Here is a 21,002-nt window from a genome sequence, read left to right on the forward strand (position 1 = left end):
AGCCGTGGTGGCCCTGGCCGGCCGGATGCCGCGACGTCTCCACGGCACTGCCGATCGACCTACCCGGTATCGTCGGCCGGGTGACTCAGCAGTATCCGGTGCTCTGGCCGGTGCCCACCCGGTGGGCCGATAACGACCACTACGGGCACGTGAACAACGTGACCTACTACGCGTACTTCGATACCGCGGTGAACGCGTGGCTGATCGATGCGACCGGCACCGATATCCGTGAGCTTCCCGCGATCGGGATCGTCGCGGAGACCTCCTGCCGTTTTCACGCCTCGCTGAGTTTCCCCGACCAGCTTCGGGTAGGGCTGCGGATCGCCCGGCTCGGACGGTCCAGCATCACCTACGATCTGGCGATCTTCCGGGAAGCAGGCGAGGATCTGGAGCTGGCCGCGACCGGTAAGTTCGTGCACGTCTACGTGGATGAGACGACCCGCAAACCGGTGGAGATTCCCGAGGCCATCCGCACGGCCGCCCAGACGCTGGTTACCGGCGACACCGAGTAGTAGCTGCTGCCGTCACAGGACGGATTCGCGCAGTGAGTCCGCCTGCCGGGCCACTTCACGTAGCGGCGACCAGCTGATCAGTGGCGCGCTGGTCGAGCGCGCCTCGCGCCGCGGTCGCAACGGATCCGCGCGGCGCGGTGGCACGACTCCGGCTTCGACCACAGGAGTCGTGACCGACGCCCGGACCAGCAGTTGCGGCTACCATCGAGGCATGTCAGCCATCTTCGACTGGGCTACCTCCGACAACTTGCAGCCCGAGCCGGTTACAGTCGAGATCTGGCGCAAACTTCCGGAGGACTACTGCCGTCAGGTCGAAGTGGTCAACGGCGATATCGTCCGTGCCGAGTCTCCTCGACGCGCACATCAGAAGGCCGCCCGCCGGCTGGCCGATATGATCGAGTCCGCGGCACGTGAACATACCAGCAGATTCGGCGGCTGCCTCGACGTCGATACCGACTTCGACGTCTTGCTCTGGGACTTTCCACGAGCCACTATTCGGTGTCCCGATATCGCCCTTTTCGACTGCGCGCCGGACGATATGCGCCCACTGCCGGCGGGGTTGGTCAAGCTCGCGGTCGAAGTCGTCTCACCGGGCACCGAGAAGGTCGACACCACCGAGAAGAAGGCCGAGTACGCAGCAGCCGGAATCCCGTGGTATTGGCTCGTGTGGATCAGGGACAACCGAGTCGACGCGATCGATGTGCACGTCCTGGATCATGCCTCGGGCGAATACCGGCTGCACCGCAGTATCGCGCCGGATGCCGCTTCCCTCATCGAGGTGCCGGTGCGAGTCGAACTGGACTGGACTCGGTTGTCGGAACTGGTTCTCTGACCCCAGCGTCTCACCGCGTCGTACTCAGGCGTATCTTCCCTGGCTGAAGACCAGGCCGGCTGGAGCACGGGCCGCCGGAACCCCGAGCAGTAGCCGGGTCGTGTTCGCCTCGGGTTTCGGTTGCCGATGGGGCCAGGCCAACCCGCGAACCTACCAAGACAATCCACTAAACATGCTAATTTGGTGTCTCGTTAGTATGTTTAGCGGAATGAAATGGCATCGACTGGGCGCCCGGTAGCACATAACAAAAGCCCAGGCGTCAGGCGTCGGGGTTTTCGAGGGCCGTCTGGAAGCGGCGCATACCGCGGATCCAGCGGTCGTAGTCCGAGCCCTTGTTCTGGTACATCTGCAGGACTTCCGGATGCGGCAGGATAAGAAACTGCCGGGCCGCGACGCCGGCCAGGACGGTATCGGCGACCTCCTCGGGGCTCAGTACCGCACCGGCGGATTTCACCGCGTTGATCGCCAGGCGCCCTGCCTCGGCGTTGTTCTCCGGGATCATCCCCTCCCTCAGCAGTGCGGTATCCACGCCCATCGGGCAGACACAGCTGACTCCTATTCCCTTGTCGCCGTAGGTGATCGACAGCCATTCCGCGAAACCCACGGCGGCGTGCTTGGAGACCGAATACGGTGCGGAGCCCAGTTGGGTGAGCAGCCCGGCCGCCGAGGCGGTGCTCACGAAGTAGCCGGTGCCGCGTTCCAGCCAGCCCGGGACCAGTAGGCGGGCGGCGCGGATATGCGCCATGGTGTTGATCTCGAGCCCGGCCGACCACTGAGCGTCGGTGCTGTCCAGACCCGCACCGCCACCGATACCCGCATTCGCGAAGTACAGGTCGACGGGGCCGAAGGACGATTCGGCCGTATCGATCAACTGCTGGATCACCTCGGCATCTCCGGCGTCGCCGGCGGCCGATACCGCGGCGGCACCGATTTCGCCGGCCACCTTCGCGGCCGCCGCGGAGACGAGGTCGGCCACGACGACCTGCGCGCCGTTATCGGCCAAGCGGCGGGCGAGTGCCGCGCCGATACCCGATCCGCCGCCGGTGACGATGGCCGTCCGCCCCGCGAACGTATCCGTTACTGCGCCTGAAAGCTCCATATCGGCACCCTATCCCTTGATGCGACACAAGGCTATTTATGTCGCTTAATATGGCGAAAATTGCAGGTTGTTCGTGTATTGCTGTCAGTCGGGCTCGGCCAGCCGTTCGAGCAGCGGTGCTGTCCGTGGACCCACCAGTTCCTGCATCACCAGGGCCATATTCGTCCGGACCACGCCGGGTACTCGCAGAATCTGTCCGGTGATCCGGTAGAGGTCGTCGGCGTCGCGGGCGACCACCCGGACTGTGAGGTCGGTGGGGCCGGTCATCCCGCAGACCTCGGTGACCTCCGGAATCTCGGCCAGTTCGTCGACCACCGCGTCGAGACGGTGCTGGTCCACCACCACCGCCACGAACGCGGAGAGTCGGTAGCCGAGCGCGCGTGGCCGCACCCGGAGTTCGAAGCTGCCGAGCACTCCCGCGGCTTCCCAGCGCGCGAGCCGTGCCTGCACGGTATTGCGAGAGAGTCCGAGCCGGGCGGCCAGTTCCACTCCCGAAGCCCGGGGGTTGGCGGTCAGCTCCAGGAGGAGCCGCGCGTCCGTGGCGTCCAATACCGGCTCGGCGGCTTCTCGGCTGGTCATATAGCGCAGTATGACAGCTCGAAAGCCCCTATAACTGTGCATTGTGATCAGTTGCCGGATCGAGACTTGCGCAGCTCGCATAAGCGTGGATGCTTTGTGTTATAGGCCACATCAGCGCGTGACCCGCGTGAGGAGGCGAGGCCGATGCCCGGCACAACCGAGTATCCGGTTCAGTTGATCCAGCCCGACGGTGCACGAGTGCACAACCCCGAATATCAGGCCCTGGTCGCCGATATCGGACCGGACGAACTGTGGCAACTCTACGAAGATCTGGTGGTCAGCCGGCGTATCGACGCCGAGGCGGTGGCGTTGGCAAGGCAGGGGCAGCTCGGGTTGTGGGCGCCGCTGCAGGGGCAGGAAGCCGCCCAGATCGGTTCGGCGCACGCCCTGCGACCCGACGACTACGTGTTCACCAGCTACCGCGAAACAGCTGTCGCCTATTGCCGTGGGGTCGACCCGGGGGCGCTCACCGCGATGTGGCGCGGGGTGGCGCATTCGTCGTGGGACCCCGACGAGTTCAACATCACCAATCCGGCGATCGTGGTCGGTGCGCAAGGTCTGCACGCCACCGGATACGCCTACGCCGCCCATCTCGACGGCGCCGAGATCGCCACCATCGCCTACTTCGGTGACGGTGCGACCAGCCAGGGCGATATCGCCGAGGCCTTGACCTTCGCCTCGACCTGGAGCGCTCCCGTGGTGTTCTTCTGCCAGAACAACCACTGGGCGATCAGCGAACCGGTGCAACTGCAGAGCGCGACCCCGATCGCGCAGCGTGCGGTGGGGCACGGGATCCCGGCATGCCGGGTGGACGGGAACGATGTGCTGGCCGTCCTCGCTGTTACCCGCCGCGCGGCCGGACGTGCCCGCGGTGGCGGGGGGCCGTCGTTCATCGAGGCCATCACCTACCGGATGGGCCCGCACACCACCGCCGACGACCCCACCCGCTACCGCACCTCGGCGGAAACCGAGGAATGGGCGCGCCGCGACCCGATCCTCCGGATGCGCCGGCTGCTGGAACGCGAGGATCTGTTCGACGCGGACGCGCAGCGGCGAGTGGACGAGCGCGCGGACGAGGTGGCGCACCGGGTGCGGTCGGCCACCCTCGCCATGCCCGATCCCGACCCGCTGGAGCTGTTCGAACACGTCTACGCGACCCCGCACTCGGTCATCGACGCCCAGCGCCGGGACTACGCCGACTACCTGGCCGCGGATCCGGCCGATACCGGTGATATCGCGCCCATCCCGCGCGAGGAAGGAGTGCGCTCATGATCACCACATTCGCCGCGGCGCTCAATGCCGGGTTGCGCAACGCCCTGGAGGACGACCCCAAGGTGGTGCTGATGGGCGAGGATATCGGCAGGCTGGGTGGTGTATTCCGGGTGACCGATACGCTGCAGAAGGATTTCGGCGACCGCCGCGTCATCGATACGCCGCTGGCCGAATCCGGCATCGTGGGCACGGCATTCGGTATGGCGCTGCGCGGGTACCGGCCGGTATGTGAGATCCAGTTCGACGGATTCGTCTACCCGGCCTTCGACCAGATCGTTTCGCAAGTGGCCAAGATCCATTACCGGACGCGGGGAAAGGTGCGTGCCCCGCTCACGATCCGGATCCCGTTCGGCGGTGGGATCGGTTCGGTGGAGCATCACTCCGAATCGCCGGAAGCGTACTTCGCGCATACCGCGGGTCTGCGGGTTGTTTCGCCGAGTAACCCGGCCGACGCGTACACGATGCTCCGGCAGGCGATCGCGCTCGACGATCCGGTCATTTTCTTCGAACCCAAACGCCGCTATTGGGACAAGGCCGAATTCGACCCGGCGGCCCCGGAACCGCTACCGCTGGACCGGGCCCGGGTGTGCGTCACGGGTTCCGATGCCACTGTCGTCGCCTACGGAGGAACCGTCGCGACCGCCTTGTCCGCGGCGAAAATCGCGGCCGAGGAAGATATTTCGCTCGAGGTTATCGATCTGCGCAGTCTGGCGCCGCTGGATATCGACACCATCGCCGAATCGGTGGGCCGGACCGGCCGGCTGGTGGTGGTGCACGAGGCACCGGTTACCGGTGGGATCGGCGCGGAAATCGCGGCCCGGATCACCGAGCGCTGTTTCTACCACCTCGAAGCCCCGGTTCTCCGGGTCGGTGGGTTCGATATTCCCTACCCTCCGGCTAAGCTCGAGAAGCATCATCTGCCCGACCCGGACCGCATCCTGGCGGCGGTCGATCGAACGCTTGCCGCCTGAGGTGCTCTGCCACCCAGACGCCAGCCGGAGGTGCCCATCGTGGACGACGCCCCAACTGCCGAATCCGGTGAGATCCTGGAGTTCCGGCTACCGGACCTCGGCGAGGGACTCACCGATGCCGAACTGCAGAACTGGACCGTCGCCGTCGGCGACCGGGTCGAACTGAACCAGACCATCGCCGAGGTGGAAACCGCGAAGGCGGTGGTCGCCCTGCCGTCCCCGTTCGCCGGAACGGTGGTGGAATTGCTCGCCGAGCCGGGCGCGACCGTCGAGGTCGGCGCGCCCCTGCTGCGGATCCGCACCGCCGCGCCGGGGCCGGACGGTAACGGTCACGGCGCGGTACTGGTCGGGTACGGGCCGACGGGGGAGGATCGACCGTCGCGGCGCCGCCGGGGTGGTCGCCTGCTCGGAGCCGGGGAACCGTCGGGTGAGCGTCCCGATACCGGGGACGAGCGAACCGCTGCCGCGGTGGAATACGAGGACGGGGTCATCGGCGCGGGCGCGGCCGGCCCGGGCACCGAGGGTTCCGGTGCGCAGCGGGAGTCCGGCGGTATCACGCCGGCCGAACCGGGTCCCGGCGGCGGCCGGGTCGCCGCTACCCCTGGTGCGCGAAAATTGGCGCGGGAGTTGGGGATAGACCTCTGGTACGTGGCCGGTTCGGGGCCGGAGGGGGCAGTTACCGTCGCGGATGTCCGCGGTGCTGTCCCGGTATCGGAACCCGATGCGCGCGATCGCGGCACCGAGGAGCCCGTGCCGGGCGGGCAGCGGGCCGGCGGGGCGGCCCGCGAGGAGCGGACGCCGATCTCCGGGATCCGGAAGCGGACCGCGGCGGCCATGCTGGCCAGCGCCCGCACCATTCCACAGGCGTCCACATCCAGCACTGTCGATATCACGTCCTCGCTGGAACTGCTGGAACATCTGCGCGCCACCAAGACATTCGAGGGGCTCACCCCGACCCCGCTGGCACTGGTCGCGAAATCGGTCCTCGCCGCCCTGTCCGAATACCCGGGCATCAACACCTTCTGGGACGAGGCGAATTCGGAGATCATCACCCGGTACTACGTCAACCTGGGTATCGCGGTCGCCACCGCCCGCGGTCTGCTGGTGCCCAACATCAAGGACGCGCAGACATTGAGCCTGCGCGAATTGTGCCGGGAGATCGGCTGGCTGGCGCAGACGGCCCGCGACGGCCGGGCGAACCTGCCCGACCTACGGGGTGGGACGTTCACCATCTCGAACGTCGGTGTTTTCGGGGTCGACTCGGGAACACCGCTGGTGAACCCGGGTGAGGCGGCGATTCTGTGCGTGGGAGCTGTTACGGAGCGGCCGTGGGTCTTTCGCGGTGAACTGGCCGTTCGCTCTGTGGTCACGCTGACGCTGAGTTTCGACCATCGCATGATCGACGGTGAACTGGCGGCCCGGTTCCTGGCCGCGGTGGCCGGATTGCTGGAGGATCCGCTGACCCTGCTCGCCCGGATCTGAGCCGGTCACGACCCGGCGAATTTCCCGGGTCGGCGTGGACGTCGCCTGCTACGCCGCGTACGGTGACGAAATCTGTTCCAGAATCTTGGACGAGGAGCTGCGTTGAACGCGGTACTGATCTCGGCTGAAGAGCTCCGGGAATCGACGGAAAAGAATATGCGGCTGCTGGATGTCCGCTGGCAACTCGGTGATCCGGAGGGCCCGCAGCAATATCAGAGCGGCCATATCCCGGGGGCGGTATTCGTCGACCTCGATACCGAACTCGCCGCGTTACCTTCTCCGGCGCTGGGCCGCCACCCGCTGCCCGACCCCGAGCAGCTGCAGAAATGTGCCCGCAGCTGGGGGTTGTGCGCGGGCGATCCGGTCGTCGTCTACGACGCTCTCGGTGGTATGTCGGCGGCGCGGGCCTGGTGGCTGCTGCGCTGGGCCGGAATCACCGATGTGCGCATCCTGGACGGCGGGCTTCCCGCCTGGGTGCGCGGCGGTGGTGAACTGGCGACCGGCGTGGAACCGGATCCCGAACCCGGCGATATCGACCTCGAACCCGGCCGGCTGCCGGTGATCGACTCCGATGCCGCCGCCCGCTGGAACGGTGTGCTGCTGGATGCCCGGGCCGCCGAGCGTTTCCGCGGCGAACACGAACCGGTGGATCCCCGCGCCGGGCATATCCCGGGTGCGATAAATGCTCCGACCAGCGAGAACCTCGACGAGGACGGATGTTTCCTGCCCGCCGAACTGCTGCGCCGGCGATACGGTGAACTGGGCGGGGGACAGGTCGCGGTGTATTGCGGGTCGGGGGTGACGGCCGCCCATGCGATCGCGGCTCTCGCGGTGGTCGGTGTGGAGGCGGCGCTGTATCCGGGTTCGTGGTCGCAGTGGGCGCACGATACGAAACGCCCGGTGGCCACCGGCGCCTGATCGCGGGATTCAGCCACAGCGCGCCGCGATATCTCGTAGCGCCGCGTGATCGGCGCCGGTGACCGGTAGCCGGTAGCGCACCGCGACGGTGAGGTATTTCCCCGCGTAATAGCAATGGCCCGGCCGGGACGGCGGTAGCCATTCGGCGGGTGTGCTGTCGCTTTTGGCGGTATTCGTCGCGCGATCGGTGGCCTGCAGGTTGTAATCGATATCGTTGGCGAAGCGGATACGCTGCGCCGGCGGCCAGGCCGCCGCCCCCATATCCCAGGCGGCGGCGAGTGGATAGATATGGTCCACGGGCATCTGCTGGGCGTTCTGCCTGCTGAAGACGATCCGGCTGCCGGTATACGGATCGGCGAGGGTGCCCGACTGCACCACACAGCCGCCGGTTCCGGGCCGGTATCCGACGCCGGTGAGCTGCCGGGCCAGCACATTGTTGCGGGTATCGCAACCGTCGTGACCGCCCGGACCGTCGTGATCGTCGGACCAGGCGGGCCCGAATACGCAGCCCTGCCCGGCCCCGCAGTCCCGCTCGTATCCGCGCGTATGCGGGCGTTCGGGCACCACCCGCACCGCGGCCAGCAGCTGTTCGAGCTGGGCCCGCCCGGGACTGCCCGGTGCGGGCCGATATCTGTCGACCAGCGCGCAGCCGCCGGCCGGGGCCAGCAGAACGCAGGCGGTGAGGAGTGCGGAAACCGCGTGAATCTTCCCCCGTGTCATCACGATTACCGGTATACCGGACCGCACCGACAGCTATCGCCGGATATCACAGCCAGGCGCGGGCCAGGAGATCGTCGTTGTCGACACCGCTGCCGCGCGGTGGGAAACGGGTGGCGGCCAGCGACTCGATACGTACCCCGTCGTGACCGATCACCCAGGAACCGCCGCTGTCGGTACATTCGGCGATCTTGGCGAATGTCGTGAGGAGAAACGCGATGGCGTCCTCGGGCCGGTCGGTTCGCGCGAGGCGCTGGGATTCACCGGGCCGGGACAGATCCAGCCACACACCGCACTGTCCGTCCAGCCGCATACCGACGATCTTGCCGGCATCCACGAAGGTGAATTTGCGCCGTTCCCAGGGTGTGGTCGGCGTGTAGCTCTGCTCGAGAACCTGGAGCAGAATCGTCATACTGCTGCCCTCCGCTGTTCGATGACGCCGCTGTGTACTGTGGGACCGCTGTGCCCGGGCCGGTATGCGCCACCTGGGACGCGGGGCCGCCGGTGGTGGCAGCGCAATTCGCCCGGCGCGGGCTCCGCCCGGCGGGCATGCATCGCGGATATCAGCGGTGACCAGCGGATATTTCCCAGTATGTGCCGTTCGGGTGGATAAATCCAGACATAACGCGGGTGTGCCGGGGCGGTGTGGGTCCGGTTGTCCGCGAGCTCGCGGGGGAGCGGTTTCCGCGTGTCGGACCGGACTGATTGGATGGGACGATGTTGCACGGACTGTGGTCGCCCGGGTCCGGGCTACTGCTGTGGCGTGCCCCGGGGGTCGAGAGCGCGCCGGTCGGGGGTCTGCTCGGCTCGGTCCTGGCGGAGTCGCGTTTCCGGCATCGCGCCGAGGTGCTGATCGTCGACGAGGCCGGCGCCCGCCGCGAGGTCGTCCGGGCCCACGCGCTCGCGCCCGCCGCGGCGGCCGCCGCGCTGCGGCAGCGGCTGCCGTCCGCGGCGGTAGCCGGTGATCTGCGGTTTCTGGCGCATATCGCGCTCGGCCTCGAACGCTGGATACGGGCCGGGCTGGTCGTACCCGAGTTGCGGCGCGACGACGGTGAGTGGTGGGCCCGCTGGCGCACGGCCGGTAGTTCGGGCCAGCGCGCCTGGCTCGCCGAACTCGCGGCGCTGGTGCCGCCCGCACTGCGTATCGCGGGTGATCCGGCCGATGTGCTCGACGATATGGTCACCGAACTCACCGATCCGATGGTGCGCGAACTTCTACCCCCGGACACCCATCCGCATCCGCTGGTACACGCGCTGGCCGCCGATGTTCCGGTGGAAACCGGCAGTCATCAGGCTGCCGAGGTCCTGCGGCGGTGGCGGGAGACGCGCTCGGCGGATGAATCCGAACTGGTGCTGCGGTTGCGCGAGCCGGACGAGGAGTTCGCCGGATCCGCGGGGGATTCCGCGCTGTGGCGGCTCGAGGTCTGTCTGCGCGCCGACGGTACGGCACCGCGGCCGATCCCCGTGCCCGGCGTTCCGGACGAGGTGCGTACCGGGCTGGAATGGCTGGGGAAAGCCCAGCGGGCCTACCCCCGGCTGCGCGATGTACCGGCCGACCCGCAGAGTCTCGACCTGCTGTTGCCGACCGAGGTGGTCGCCGACCTGGTCGCGCACGGCGCGCAGGCGCTCTCGGCCGCCGGGATTCCGCTGCTGCTGCCCCGGGCGTGGAATATCACCGAACCGAGTCTGCGGTTGCGGGTGAGCGGGGCGGCGGTACCGGCCGCGCAGAGCGCGGTCGGTTTGGACGGGCTGGTGTCCTACCGCTGGGAACTCGCCCTCGGCGATATCGTGCTGTCCGAGCCCGAGATGCAGCAGCTGATCACGGCGCAAACGGATCTGGTGCGGTTGCGCGGGGAGTGGGTGCAGGCCGACCACAGCGTGCTCGCCGCCGCCGCGAAATTCGTCGCGCTGCACAGCGCGGACGACGAGATCACGCTCGCCGATCTGATCGGTGAGATCGCCGGTAATCCGGTCGGCCGGGTGCCGCTCACCGAGGTCACCGCCGAGGGCTGGCCGGCCGCACTGTTCGACTCGGGTCGCGCGCAGGAACCGGTGGCCGCGCCCGTTCGGCTGAAGGCGCAGTTGCGGCCGTATCAGGAACGCGGCCTGACGTGGCTGGCGACGATGAACAGCCTGGATTGCGGGGCGATCCTCGCCGACGATATGGGGCTGGGCAAAACGATCCAGGTCCTCGCCCTGCTGCTGCACGAACGGGAACGGGACACCGCGCCGCGGCCGACTGTCCTGGTGTGCCCGATGTCGGTGGTCGGCAATTGGCAGCGCGAGGCCGAGCGGTTCGCCCCCGACCTGCGGGTGCTCGTGCACCACGGGCCGGGCCGGGCCCAGGGTGGGGATCTGGACGCGGCCGTGGCCGGGGCGGATCTGGTGATCACCACGTACGCACTGCTCGCCCGCGATATCGGCGATCTTTCCCGGCAGCGGTGGGAGCGGGTGGTGCTCGACGAGGCGCAGCACATCAAGAACGCCGCCACCCGGCAGGCGCGCGCGGCGCGGGCGTTACCGGCCCGGCACCGGCTGGCGCTCACCGGCACACCGGTGGAGAACCGGCTCGAGGAGCTGCGTTCTCTGTTCGATTTCGCCGTACCGAAACTGCTGGGCAGCCCGCAGACCTTCCGCGCCCGTTTCGCCGTGCCGATCGAACGGGAGAACGATCAGAACGCGGTAACCAGGCTGCGCGCCGTCACCTCTCCGTTCCTGCTGCGCCGGGTGAAAACCGACCCGGCCGTAATCGATGATCTGCCCGAGAAACTCGAGATGACGGTCCGAGCCAATCTCACTGTCGAACAGGCCGCGCTCTACCAGGCCGTGGTCGAGGATATGCTCGAAAAACTACGGGATGCCAAGGGGATGGCCCGCAAAGGCGCCGTCCTGGGCGCGCTGACCCGGCTGAAGCAAGTGTGCAACCATCCCGCCCATTTCCTCGGTGATTCCTCTGCCGTACTGCGCCGGGGTTCGCATCGCTCCGGGAAGCTGGCGCTGGTCGAGGATGTGCTCGACGCGGTACTCGCCGAAGGGGAGAAAGCGCTGCTGTTCACCCAGTTCCGTGAATTCGGGGAGCTGATCGTCCCGTACCTCGCCGAACGGTTCGGCAGCCGGATCCCCTTTCTGCACGGCGGGGTCACCAAGAAACGGCGCGACGGGATGGTGGAGGCGTTCCAGCAGGCCGGCGGTCCGCCGCTGATGCTGCTCTCGCTCAAAGCCGGCGGTACCGGCCTGAACCTGACTGCCGCGAACCATGTGGTGCATCTCGATCGCTGGTGGAACCCGGCGGTGGAGAACCAGGCCACCGATCGCGCTTTCCGGATCGGCCAGCAGCGCGCCGTGCAGGTCCGCAAACTGGTCTGCGTCGATACGATCGAGGAACGGATCGACGAAATGATCACCGGTAAAAGCGAACTCGCCGATCTCGCGGTCGGGGTGGGGGAGAACTGGATCACCGAACTCGGGGACGACGATCTGGCGCGCCTGTTCACCCTCGGTGCCGAAGCGGTGGGTGAGTGATGGCCGATTTCAGTGAATTCGGTAAGCGCCGACCGGTTTCCGGCGGCGTCACGGCGCGTAGCCGCCGGGGTGGATTCGCCCGGACCTTCTGGGGCAAGGCATTGCTCGAGGTGATGGAACGGCTCACCGATCCCGGCCGGCTCGCGCGCGGCCGCACCTACGCACGGGCGGGTCAGGTGGTGAGCTACCGAATCGAACCCGGGGCCGTCGTTGCCGAGGTGCAGGGCAGCCAGCCGCGACCCTTCACCACCACCTGCGAAATCCGCCGGTTGCGGGCGGAGGAAGTGGAGTTGGTGGTCGAGGTGATCCGGTCCGCGCCGGGGATGCTGGCCCGGATCGTCTCCGGGGATCTGCCACGCGAACTGGCACCGCATCTGGTTCCCGAGACGGCCGCCGATATCGACTTCGGTTGTAGCTGCCCCGATCCGGGCTGGCCGTGCAAACACGCTGTCGCTGTCATGTGCCTGCTGGCCGAACGCCTGGACGAACATCCGCGCGATCTGCTGACGGTGCGTGGTCTGAGTATCGACGCCTTGATCGGCGGAGTGGAGACGGCGACCGCGGAGGTGGACGAGGCCGCCGACCCCTACGGTGACGCGTTGGAACTGCCCGCGCTGCCCGCCCCACGGGGTGGCCCCGCGCTCGACGATCTGGACCCGGCACTTTTGCGGCGAGCGTTACGCATGCTGTCCGCCGACGAGTCCACCGCCGCGGCCGCGAACCGTGCCCTGGTCGGTATGTACACCGCCATGACGGGACGGTAGCGGGCAGGTTCGGGTCGCGGAACCTCACTCCAGCCGGTAGACCCGCTGGGCATTCGTTCGAAAGACCTTTTCCAGCGGCGCGGTGTCACCGAGATGCTCGGCCAGGACAGACGAGACCGCCTCGGCGCTGCCGGTGATCGAGGTGATCGGCCGGTCCACCGGGAAGTTCGACCCCCAGATCAGCCGGTCGGCACCGAAGACGTCCGCCGCGTGCCGCAGCAGCGGTCCGATCCGGTCGGTGAGTTCGGGAACAGGTGTCGAGGCCCCGGGGCGTGGGACCGGATGGCCGAGGACGGGCATCATCAGGCCACTGACCTTCGCGACCACCTTCGGGTTTTCGGCGAGATCGGCGATATCGGCGCGCCAGCGTTCGAGAATCTCGCTGCGCGCCTGCGCGTCGCGTCCGGTGTGCTTTCCGACCGGCCCGAAGATTCCGGCGGGCGTGGCCAGATGGTTCAGGACGATCGTCGCTTCCGGGTAGCGCCGGGCCAGTGCGGTGACGTCCGGGAGCTGATGCGAGTACACCCACGCCTCGAACACCAGATCGCGTTCGACCAGGGCAGCGAAACCGTCCAGGAACGCCGGGCCGCGCAATACGTCCGGGCCGGGGGCGAAACTGCGGATACCGGTGTCCGGGTGGTGCGAGACCGCACTGCGGATCCCGCGTACCAGCGGCGACGCCGATAGATGTGCGTCGAGGAGTTCGGCGAAACCGGGATCGGCCGGAAATCCGCCGCCGCTGACCGCGGCGAGGGCCGGGGTGTCCACACCGAACGGCAGCGCGGTGACCCAGCGCGTTTCCTCCGATTTCGGCCCGGCCCATCCGGCCTCGATATGCACCACCGATTCGACCGAAAGGCCGCCGGCGTCGGCTTGATAGTCGGCGGGCAGATAAGGGTTCAGATACGCCGACAGTTCGCCGACGAATTCCCGGTCTCTACGCGGGGCCAGCCGAGTCGTGAGCCCGAGGAGCTGCGGCAGGGCTCGCATAAGTTTCGCTGGCCGGCTGAATTCACTCGGGTTGGTGAGTGGGTCCCACTGGTGGATATGCGTATCGATGATCCGGATATCGCCGATGGCCATTGCGCTGCCGGCTCCTTTCCGCGACCGCCCTCGGATCGCGGGCCCGAGCGTAGCGCGTATGTACCCGCACCGGAGCGGCGCGTACGTACCCCGCACCGGCTGGTTTGATCTCATGGCGGGAAAGCCGGCGTCCGCGGCTGCATACTGGGTGCTGTGGCCGAACAGGATTCGGCGCCGGAAGCGTCGCAGCAGATCTCGCGGGGTAAGTCGCGCCCCGCGGAGTCCGGGTCGTCGCGTCCTGCGCCGGAGACACCGCCGAAGGGTGATTCGGGTGCTTCCGCTCGCCGGCGTCGCGGTAGATTACCGGCCCGGACCGTCGCAGATAAGGATTCGGCCGGAACCGGTGGTGACCAGTCGCCGGCCGGTGCCGCGGCAGCCCGGACAGGCGGTGAGCCGGCGGCGGTGGGGCAGGCACCCGAGCGGGCTCCGGCCGCTCTGGTGGATCTCGTGCGGCGGGGTGTGCTCGACGAATCCCAGCTGGGTGCGGTGGTGACGGCACTGGCGGAGGAGACTCCGCGCCCGACACCGGCGCGGCTGCTCGCCGAAATAGCCGCGTATGCGGGTGCCGGGCTGCTGCTGAGCGGTCTGGTGCTGATCCTGGCCGAATCCTGGGACGATATGGCGAAGGTCGGCCGGTTCGTGCTGTTCGTATTGGTCGCGCTGGGGTTGACGGTGGCCGGGGTCGCGACCGCGGGCGGGCGGTCGGTGCTGTTCCGTGCGGCTTGGCGCCGGCTGCCGGTCGCCGGTCATACAGCGCGGACGCGTCTGGCGGCGGTCCTGTTCGCCCTGGCGGCGGTGAGTATCGCCGGTGCGGCGAGCGCCGTTTTCGACGACGGGGATAGCACCCGGGACGTCACCTGGGTGTACGCCGCCGCGGCGGGGCTCGTGGCCGCGGCCGCCGGGTATGCCGCGCTGCCGTCGTTACTCGGGCTACTGCTGTGCGCGGGTTTCGGCGCGGCGGCCGTATCGGGGTTGCTGGACGAGGTGCTGGGCATCGACGACGATCTGACCGGTCTAGGCGTGCTGGTTCTCGGCCTCGGGTGGCTGGGGCTGTCCCGGTTGCGGGTCGTGCTCGAGGTGTGGTCCGGCTATGTGGTCGGCGTCGGGCTGGCGGTCGTGGGGGCGCAGACCGTGGATATGTTCGGTGAGATGCGGCTGGCGTATGTGCTCACCGCGGTGGTCTCGGCGGTGTGTTTCGCGCTCTACGCCACCGACCGGTCCTGGGTGCTGAGTCTGGGTGGTGCGGCCGCGCTGACCCTGGCGGCGGTGGAGGCGGTCGCGGACTGGACCGGCGAATCGGCGGGTGCGTCCGGGGCGATTCTGGTGGTCGGCGCGGTTGTGCTCGGGATCGGTAGTTACCTGCTGACCAGGTCGGCGAAGAACGCGGTCTAGGTACCCGTCGCGCCTGTCCAGCGGCGTGTTTTCGCAGCTGGCGGGCATATTGTGGGTAAGCCTGGTTTGTTGGTCGGGCCGGGTGTATCGTTTTGCTTGGACGTCCAACTATTGGATGCCCGCAAGAATGATCTTCGTGTGACGGACGGCCGCAGCGCCGCGCCCGCCACCCCCGACACGAGGCAAGGAATCGCCATGGTTCGAGAACTCACACATTTCATCGGCGGGCAGCATGTCCCCGGCGCGTCCGGCCGGTTCGGCGACGTCTATGACCCGAACCTCGGGCAGGTGCAGGCCCGGGTGCCGCTGGCGAGTAAATCCGAGGTCGAATCCGTTATCGCGAATGCCGAAGCCGCACAGGCAGGTTGGGCCGCGACGAACCCGCAGCGCCGGGCCCGGGTGCTGATGAAGTTCCTGACCCTGGTCAACGACGAGATGGATTCGCTCGCCGCGCTGCTGTCCAGCGAACACGGGAAGACCATCGCCGATGCCAAGGGCGATATCCAGCGCGGCCTCGAGGTCATCGAATTCGCGGTCGGTGTTCCGCACCTGCTCAAGGGTGAGTACACCGAGAGCGCGGGCTCCGGGATCGATGTGTATTCGATGCGCCAGCCGCTCGGCGTGGTCGCCGGGATCACCCCGTTCAACTTCCCGGCCATGATCCCGCTGTGGAAGGCCGGCCCCGCGCTGGCCACCGGTAACGCCTTCGTGCTGAAGCCTTCCGAACGCGACCCCTCGGTACCGCTGCGCCTGGCCGAACTGTTCCTCGAGGCCGGTCTGCCCCCGGGCGTTTTCAACGTGGTCAACGGTGACAAGGAGGCCGTCGATACGCTGCTGCACGATCCCCGGATCAAGGCCGTCGGATTCGTCGGCTCCACCCCGATCGCCCAGTACATCTACGAGACCGCCACGGCCAACGGCAAACGCGCGCAATGCTTCGGCGGCGCCAAGAACCATGCCATCGTCATGCCGGATGCCGATCTCGACGATGTCGCCGACCAACTGATCGGCGCCGGCTACGGCTCGGCCGGTGAACGCTGCATGGCGATCTCGGTGGCGGTGCCGGTGGGTGAGGAGACCGCCGACCGGCTGGTCGAGAAGCTCACCGAGCGGGTGCACAAGCTGAATATCGGCAAATCCGATGATCCGGGCGCTGACTACGGGCCGCTGGTGGGTCTCGACGGTGTGGACCGGGTGAAGAAGTACATCCAGCAGGGCATCGACGAAGGCGCCGAACTGGTGGTCGACGGTCGCGGTACGACCGTGGAAGGCGCCGAGAACGGCTACTTCGTCGGCGCGACCCTGTTCGACCGGGTCGGCAAGGAGATGTCGATCTACACCGACGAGATCTTCGGCCCGGTGCTCAGTGTCGTGCGCGCGGCGGACTACGAGGAAGGTCTCGCGCTGGCCAACGACCACGAATACGGCAACGGCGTGGCGATCTTCACCCGCGACGGTGACACCGCCCGCGATTTCGCGGCCCGGGTGCAGGTCGGCATGGTCGGGATCAATGTCCCGATCCCGGTGCCGATCGCGTACTACACCTTCGGCGGCTGGAAGCGGTCCGGGTTCGGTGATCTCAACCAGCACGGCCCCGATTCGATCCGCTTCTACACCAAGACCAAGACGGTCACCCAGCGCTGGCCGGCGGGGCTGAAGGAAAGCAACAGCTTCGTCATCCCCACGATGGAATGACGATGTTCACTCTCGACGACGACGAGCGGGCAATCCGCGATACCGCCCGGGAGTTCGCTGACGAATACCTGGCGCCGAACGCCCTGGATTGGGACCAGAACAAGCATTTCCCAGTGGATGTGCTGAAGAAGTCCGGGGCGGTCGGGCTCGGCGGGATCTATGTCCGCGAGGAGTTCGGCGGGTCCGGATTGCGCCGGTTGGACGCGGTCCGGATCTTCGAACAACTCGCGACAGGCTGCCCGGCGGTGGCCGCCTATATCTCCATCCACAATATGGCGACCTGGATGATCGACGCCTACGGCGACGACGAACAGCGCCGCCGCTGGCTGCCCGGCCTGACCTCGATGGATCTGCTGAGCAGTTATGCGCTGACCGAACCCGGGGCCGGGTCGGACGCGGCCGCCCTCTCCACCAAGGCGGTCCGTGACGGCGACGATTACCTGGTCACCGGTGCCAAGCAGTTCATCTCGGGTGCGGGTAGCAACGACCTGTACGTGATGATGGTCCGCACCGGCGATACCGGATCACGGGGGATTTCGACACTGGTCATTCCCGCCGATACGCCGGGGCTGGAGGTCGGTCCCAATGAGAAGAAGATGGGCTGGAACGCCCAGCCCACCCGCCAGGTGATTCTCACCGACGCCCGGGTGCCGGTGACCAACCGGCTCGGGGCCGAGGGTGACGGTTTCCGGATCGCCATGAACGGTCTCAACGGCGGCCGGTTGAATATCGCGGCGTGTTCGGTGGGCGGGGCGCAGGCCGCGCTCGAGAAGACCGTGCCCTATCTCGCCCAGCGTCACGCGTTCGGCGCGCCGCTGCTGAACAACCAGGCGTTGCAGTTCGAACTGGCCGATATGCGCACTGATCTGGAGGCTGCCCGCACCCTGTTGTGGCGGGCCGCCGCGGCCTTGGACGCCGATGCCCCGGACAAAGTGGAGCTGTGTGCGATGGCCAAGAAATTCGCTACCGATGCCTGTTTCTCGGTCGCCAACGCCGCCTTGCAACTGCACGGTGGCTACGGTTACCTGTCGGAGTACGGACTGGAGAAGATCGTCCGTGATCTGCGGGTACACCAGATCCTCGAGGGCACCAACGAGATCATGCGGATGGTGGTCGCCCGGTCGATGACCGCGTCGGCCCAGGCGGGTGCGGTATGAAAGGAAGTAGATGAGCGACGAACCCGAAGTTCTGCTCGAACAGCGTGGCGGCCTGGGGCTGATCACCCTGAACCGGCCGAAGGCGATCAACGCGCTCAACCATGCCATGACGCTCGCCATCACCGAGCAGTTGCGGGCCTGGGCCACCGATGATTCGATCCGGCACGTGGCCATCACCGGGGCCGGTGAGCGGGGACTGTGCGCGGGCGGCGATATCGTGGCCATCCACCACGACGCCAAGGAACAGCAGGCCGCCGGGCATATCGGATCGGCCGCCGATTCGGCGACGGGGAAATTCTGGCGCGACGAGTACATTCTCAACGCGCTGATCGGCCGCTATCCGAAACCGTATATCGCGGTGATGGACGGGATCGTGATGGGCGGTGGGGTCGGGCTGTCCGCGCACGGCAGTCACCGGATCGTCACCGAGCGGTCCACGATCGGGATGCCGGAGGTCGGAATCGGGTTCATCCCCGATGTCGGCGGTACCTATCTGCTCGCCCGGACCCCGGGCGAACTGGGTACCCATATCGCGCTGACTACCGCTCGGATGAAGGCCGGGGATGCGATCGCCACCGGTTTCGCGGACCATTTCGTACCCGCCGAGCAGATCCCGGCGCTGCTCACCCGCCTGGAGACCGCAGCCGCCGCCGACGTTATCGCCGAATTCGCCGGTGCGGCACCGGAATCGGTAATGCTCGGCGCGCGCGACTGGATCGACACCTGCTACAGCGCCGAGACCGTTGCCGAGATCGTCGACCGGCTACGCGGCGCCGGAAATCCGGAAGCGGAGAAGGCGGCAACCGATATTCTGTCGAAATCGCCCGTGGCACTTCAGGTCACCTTGCGCTCGCTGCGCTCCGCCCGTAAGGCGGGCAGCCTGGAGGCGGTGCTGAACGAGGAATACCGGGTTTCGGTCGCGTCGCTGGCCTCGCACGATCTGGTCGAGGGTATCCGCGCCCAGGTCATCGATAAGGACCGTAATCCGAACTGGTCGCCGGCGACCGCGGCCGACGTGACCGCCGATCGGGTCGAGGCGTATTTCGCCGAATTGGGTTCGCGGGAACTGGGTTTGACTATTCCGGAGGAAGAACGATGAGCAAGACTGTAGGTTTCCTCGGCCTCGGCCATATGGGTGGGCCGATGGCGGCGAACCTGGTGAAGGCCGGCTACGACGTGCGCGCTTTCGACCCTTCACCGGCTGCCCGTGAGCAAGCCGAGAAGGACGGGGTCGCCCTGGTCGATTCCGGCGTGGCCGCGGCCACCGGCCGGGAGGTCGTCATCACCATGCTCACCAACGGAAAACTGGTGCGCGATGTGTATGCCGAACTGCTGCCGGTAGCCACGCCGGGGACGCTGTTCCTGGACTGCTCGACCATCGACGTCGCCGATGCCAAAGCGGCCGCCGAAGCCGCGGTGGCGGCGGGGCACCGGGCGCTGGACGCCCCGGTCTCCGGCGGTGTCACCGGTGCGGCCGCCGGCACGCTGACCTTCATGGTCGGTGGGGAGGAGCCCGATTTCGCCGAGGCGCTGCCGATGCTCGAGGTGATGGGCGCGAAGGTGGTGCACTGCGGTGTGTCGGGGGTCGGGCAGGCAGCCAAGATCTGCAACAACATGCTGCTCGGCATCTCGATGATCGGCCTGTCGGAAGCGCTGGTGCTGGGCGAGAAACTGGGCCTGAGCCACCAGTCGTTCTTCGATGTGGTGTCCACCGCCTCCGGCCAGAGCTGGGCGCTCACCACCTACTGCCCGGTTCCGGGTCCGGTGCCGACCAGCCCGGCGAACAACGACTACCAGCCGGGTTTCGCGACGGCACTGATGAACAAGGATCTGGGGCTGGCCGCGGAAGCTTTGCGGGCGAACGGGATCGACGGGCAGATCGGGCAGTTGGCCGCCGAGATCTACCGGCGGTTCAACGAGACCTCAGCGGACCGCGACTTTTCCGCGATTGTGACCGAGGTCAGAGCGCGCAGCGGGGAATCCCCGGCCTAGGTTCGCCTCCACCCGGGACCGTAGGGGTGCGTCGGCGACCACGCCGGCGCACCCTTATCGGAAGTTGTAGTTGTAACTCGCGTAGCGGGGCTTATCGCTACCCGCATCCTCCCAGGTGTAGCCGTAGGTACCGATATGTTGCAGACGGAAGCTGGTATCGACGTACACGTCGAATCCGCAGCGCCGAGCTCGTTCGGCGAAGGCGAAATCTTCGCCGAGGTACCAGTGATCGCCGTTCTCCGGTATCAGCATCGGAAGGAAGTACGGGACGGTGGGCGTGCCGAACTGGATATTGCAGACAGGAAGTTCCTCGTGTTCGGCGATCTTCTCGTAGACCTCCCGCCTGGTGTGCAGGAAACCTGTTCCGGTGTAGCGCACCTCGGTGAGACCGCCGCCGTCGCCGAGGACGAATTTCTCGGTACCGGGCAAAATATGGCAAGCCAATGCTCGTGCGCCCTTCTTGACGCATACGCCGCCGACCAGCGGAAGATCGTGGGCCCGTAGCAGTTCCACCATCTCCGGTTCGAATCCGGTGTCGGAATCGATCCACATCAACTCGTCGAATCCCTCGGCAAGCGCCTCGGTGGCCATCTGGCTGCGCGCCTGATCGATCGCGGCGGATCCGTACCTGCGCCACACCCGATAGCCGCGCCGTTCGAGTTGTTTCAGAGCCGCATCACAGTCGCGTTCGATGTGATGGGCGACCGGAACCAGGACAACACAGCGCGAGGGATCCATTTCGATTTTCCGCCTTCCAGCAACACCGTGATCGAATCAACCGTACCGCCGAGAATCCGTCCGGGCCCGCGCGCGGAAACCTGATCCGGAGGCGATCCAGGCCGGACACAACACTGTTCGGCGAGCGGAAACTCGATGTTCGACATACGGATGAGCCGAATTCACTCTCCGGGGCGAATCCAGCTCGGGAAGGCAATTCATGGATGTCGAATTCCCTTGCGCGACACCAGCTGTTAACCCGGCTCGCGGTAATCTGGCCCTGTCGATCATGAGACGA

Annotated in this window: 19 protein-coding genes; 13 read left to right on the forward strand and 6 right to left on the reverse strand. The window is 67.2% G+C overall.

Annotated features, from left to right (window positions below; translation table 11 throughout):
- The first annotated feature begins 80 nt into the window (after positions 1–80).
- Positions 81–512: a thioesterase family protein gene (locus tag ABZ827_RS26715; RefSeq protein WP_357242133.1), complete on the forward strand. Its 432-nt coding sequence runs from the start codon at positions 81–83 to the stop codon at positions 510–512.
- A 211-nt stretch (positions 513–723) separates the two neighbouring features.
- On the forward strand, positions 724–1,344 hold the full coding sequence (locus tag ABZ827_RS26720; protein ID WP_357242135.1) for a Uma2 family endonuclease: 621 nt from the start codon (positions 724–726) through the stop codon (positions 1,342–1,344).
- 259 nt (positions 1,345–1,603) lie between these two features.
- On the opposite strand, the gene ABZ827_RS26725 is transcribed toward ABZ827_RS26720, so the two are convergent.
- Both ABZ827_RS26725 and ABZ827_RS26730 read right to left on the reverse strand, forming a co-directional pair.
- Entirely contained in the window at positions 1,604–2,443 is an 840-nt protein-coding gene (locus ABZ827_RS26725; protein WP_357242138.1) for an SDR family oxidoreductase, read from the reverse strand.
- An 84-nt stretch (positions 2,444–2,527) separates the two neighbouring features.
- A complete protein-coding gene (locus ABZ827_RS26730; RefSeq protein WP_357242141.1) occupies positions 2,528–3,022 on the reverse strand; it encodes an Lrp/AsnC family transcriptional regulator in 495 nt (164 codons plus the stop codon).
- A 144-nt stretch (positions 3,023–3,166) separates the two neighbouring features.
- On the opposite strand from ABZ827_RS26730, the gene pdhA reads away from it, so the two are divergent.
- The 4 genes from pdhA (at position 3,167) to ABZ827_RS26750 (ending at position 7,665) form a co-directional block, all read left to right on the forward strand.
- Positions 3,167–4,294, forward strand: coding sequence for a pyruvate dehydrogenase (acetyl-transferring) E1 component subunit alpha (gene pdhA, locus ABZ827_RS26735; RefSeq protein ID WP_357242144.1), 1,128 nt, complete (start codon positions 3,167–3,169; stop codon positions 4,292–4,294).
- Positions 4,291–5,265, forward strand: a complete 975-nt coding sequence (locus ABZ827_RS26740; protein WP_357242147.1) for an alpha-ketoacid dehydrogenase subunit beta — start codon at positions 4,291–4,293, stop codon at positions 5,263–5,265. Before pdhA ends, ABZ827_RS26740 begins: the two co-directional genes overlap by 4 nt.
- Positions 5,266–5,304: 39 nt before the next feature.
- Positions 5,305–6,747 carry a dihydrolipoamide acetyltransferase family protein gene (locus tag ABZ827_RS26745; RefSeq protein ID WP_357242150.1) on the forward strand — a complete coding sequence of 481 codons (1,443 nt, stop codon included), beginning with the start codon at positions 5,305–5,307 and terminating at the stop codon, positions 6,745–6,747.
- Between the two features lie 102 nt (positions 6,748–6,849).
- On the forward strand, positions 6,850–7,665 hold the full coding sequence (locus ABZ827_RS26750; RefSeq protein ID WP_357242153.1) for a sulfurtransferase: 816 nt from the start codon (positions 6,850–6,852) through the stop codon (positions 7,663–7,665).
- 9 nt (positions 7,666–7,674) lie between these two features.
- Here ABZ827_RS26750 and ABZ827_RS26755 read toward each other — a convergent pair whose 3' ends face one another.
- Both ABZ827_RS26755 and ABZ827_RS26760 read right to left on the reverse strand, forming a co-directional pair.
- A complete protein-coding gene (locus tag ABZ827_RS26755) occupies positions 7,675–8,385 on the reverse strand; it encodes an HNH endonuclease family protein (protein ID WP_357242301.1) in 711 nt (236 codons plus the stop codon).
- 46 nt (positions 8,386–8,431) lie between these two features.
- The gene (locus tag ABZ827_RS26760; RefSeq protein WP_357242156.1) at positions 8,432–8,794 is read right to left on the reverse strand and encodes a hypothetical protein; all 363 of its coding nucleotides are present in this window, start codon (positions 8,792–8,794) and stop codon (positions 8,432–8,434) included.
- A gap of 305 nt (positions 8,795–9,099) precedes the next feature.
- Here ABZ827_RS26760 and ABZ827_RS26765 point away from each other — a divergent pair, with 305 nt between their 5' ends.
- Both ABZ827_RS26765 and ABZ827_RS26770 read left to right on the forward strand, forming a co-directional pair.
- A complete protein-coding gene (locus ABZ827_RS26765) occupies positions 9,100–11,904 on the forward strand; it encodes a DEAD/DEAH box helicase (RefSeq protein ID WP_357242159.1) in 2,805 nt (934 codons plus the stop codon).
- Complete coding sequence (locus ABZ827_RS26770) at positions 11,904–12,668, forward strand: SWIM zinc finger family protein (protein WP_357242162.1); 765 nt, start codon at positions 11,904–11,906, stop codon at positions 12,666–12,668. The genes ABZ827_RS26765 and ABZ827_RS26770 overlap by 1 nt, the downstream gene beginning before the upstream one ends.
- Before the next feature lie 24 nt (positions 12,669–12,692).
- On the opposite strand, the gene ABZ827_RS26775 is transcribed toward ABZ827_RS26770, so the two are convergent.
- Positions 12,693–13,751: an amidohydrolase family protein gene (locus tag ABZ827_RS26775; protein ID WP_357242165.1), complete on the reverse strand. Its 1,059-nt coding sequence runs from the start codon at positions 13,749–13,751 to the stop codon at positions 12,693–12,695.
- A gap of 402 nt (positions 13,752–14,153) precedes the next feature.
- Between ABZ827_RS26775 and ABZ827_RS26780 the strand changes: the two genes are divergently transcribed.
- The 5 genes from ABZ827_RS26780 to mmsB all read left to right on the forward strand — a co-directional run bounded on the left by ABZ827_RS26780 (position 14,154) and on the right by mmsB (position 19,987).
- The gene (locus ABZ827_RS26780) at positions 14,154–15,143 is read left to right on the forward strand and encodes a DUF2157 domain-containing protein (RefSeq protein WP_357242168.1); all 990 of its coding nucleotides are present in this window, start codon (positions 14,154–14,156) and stop codon (positions 15,141–15,143) included.
- A 195-nt stretch (positions 15,144–15,338) separates the two neighbouring features.
- Positions 15,339–16,838: a CoA-acylating methylmalonate-semialdehyde dehydrogenase gene (locus ABZ827_RS26785; RefSeq protein WP_357242171.1), complete on the forward strand. Its 1,500-nt coding sequence runs from the start codon at positions 15,339–15,341 to the stop codon at positions 16,836–16,838.
- 2 nt (positions 16,839–16,840) lie between these two features.
- Positions 16,841–17,995, forward strand: a complete 1,155-nt coding sequence (locus ABZ827_RS26790) for an acyl-CoA dehydrogenase family protein (protein ID WP_357242174.1) — start codon at positions 16,841–16,843, stop codon at positions 17,993–17,995.
- Positions 17,996–18,005: 10 nt separating this feature from the next.
- Complete coding sequence (locus ABZ827_RS26795) at positions 18,006–19,094, forward strand: enoyl-CoA hydratase/isomerase family protein (RefSeq protein ID WP_357242177.1); 1,089 nt, start codon at positions 18,006–18,008, stop codon at positions 19,092–19,094.
- Positions 19,091–19,987 (forward strand): 3-hydroxyisobutyrate dehydrogenase, encoded by an 897-nt coding sequence (gene mmsB / locus ABZ827_RS26800; RefSeq protein ID WP_357242180.1) that lies wholly within the window; start codon positions 19,091–19,093, stop codon positions 19,985–19,987. Before ABZ827_RS26795 ends, mmsB begins: the two co-directional genes overlap by 4 nt.
- 54 nt (positions 19,988–20,041) lie before the next feature.
- Here the strand turns inward: mmsB and ABZ827_RS26805 are convergent, their stop codons facing one another.
- Entirely contained in the window at positions 20,042–20,725 is a 684-nt protein-coding gene (locus ABZ827_RS26805; RefSeq protein WP_357242183.1) for a hypothetical protein, read from the reverse strand.
- Positions 20,726–21,002: the final 277 nt, after the last annotated feature.

It is taken from the genome of Nocardia sp. NPDC019395 (assembly GCF_040632335.1).
Classification (GTDB): Bacteria; Actinomycetota; Actinomycetes; order Mycobacteriales; family Mycobacteriaceae; genus Nocardia.

Coding starts and splice junctions, on each gene's coding strand:
- ABZ827_RS26725 (WP_357242138.1), bottom strand. CDS start 2,443: ATGGAGCTTTCAGGCGCAGTAACGGATACGTTCGCGGGGCGGACGGCC.
- ABZ827_RS26730 (WP_357242141.1), bottom strand. CDS start 3,022: ATGACCAGCCGAGAAGCCGCCGAGCCGGTATTGGACGCCACGGACGCG.
- ABZ827_RS26785 (WP_357242171.1), top strand. CDS start 15,339: ATGGTTCGAGAACTCACACATTTCATCGGCGGGCAGCATGTCCCCGGC.
- ABZ827_RS26775 (WP_357242165.1), bottom strand. CDS start 13,751: ATGGCCATCGGCGATATCCGGATCATCGATACGCATATCCACCAGTGG.
- ABZ827_RS26760 (WP_357242156.1), bottom strand. CDS start 8,794: ATGACGATTCTGCTCCAGGTTCTCGAGCAGAGCTACACGCCGACCACA.
- mmsB (WP_357242180.1), top strand. CDS start 19,091: ATGAGCAAGACTGTAGGTTTCCTCGGCCTCGGCCATATGGGTGGGCCG.
- ABZ827_RS26805 (WP_357242183.1), bottom strand. CDS start 20,725: ATGGATCCCTCGCGCTGTGTTGTCCTGGTTCCGGTCGCCCATCACATC.
- ABZ827_RS26790 (WP_357242174.1), top strand. CDS start 16,841: ATGTTCACTCTCGACGACGACGAGCGGGCAATCCGCGATACCGCCCGG.
- ABZ827_RS26740 (WP_357242147.1), top strand. CDS start 4,291: ATGATCACCACATTCGCCGCGGCGCTCAATGCCGGGTTGCGCAACGCC.
- ABZ827_RS26795 (WP_357242177.1), top strand. CDS start 18,006: ATGAGCGACGAACCCGAAGTTCTGCTCGAACAGCGTGGCGGCCTGGGG.
- ABZ827_RS26765 (WP_357242159.1), top strand. CDS start 9,100: ATGTTGCACGGACTGTGGTCGCCCGGGTCCGGGCTACTGCTGTGGCGT.
- pdhA (WP_357242144.1), top strand. CDS start 3,167: ATGCCCGGCACAACCGAGTATCCGGTTCAGTTGATCCAGCCCGACGGT.
- ABZ827_RS26720 (WP_357242135.1), top strand. CDS start 724: ATGTCAGCCATCTTCGACTGGGCTACCTCCGACAACTTGCAGCCCGAG.
- ABZ827_RS26770 (WP_357242162.1), top strand. CDS start 11,904: ATGGCCGATTTCAGTGAATTCGGTAAGCGCCGACCGGTTTCCGGCGGC.
- ABZ827_RS26755 (WP_357242301.1), bottom strand. CDS start 8,385: ATGACACGGGGGAAGATTCACGCGGTTTCCGCACTCCTCACCGCCTGC.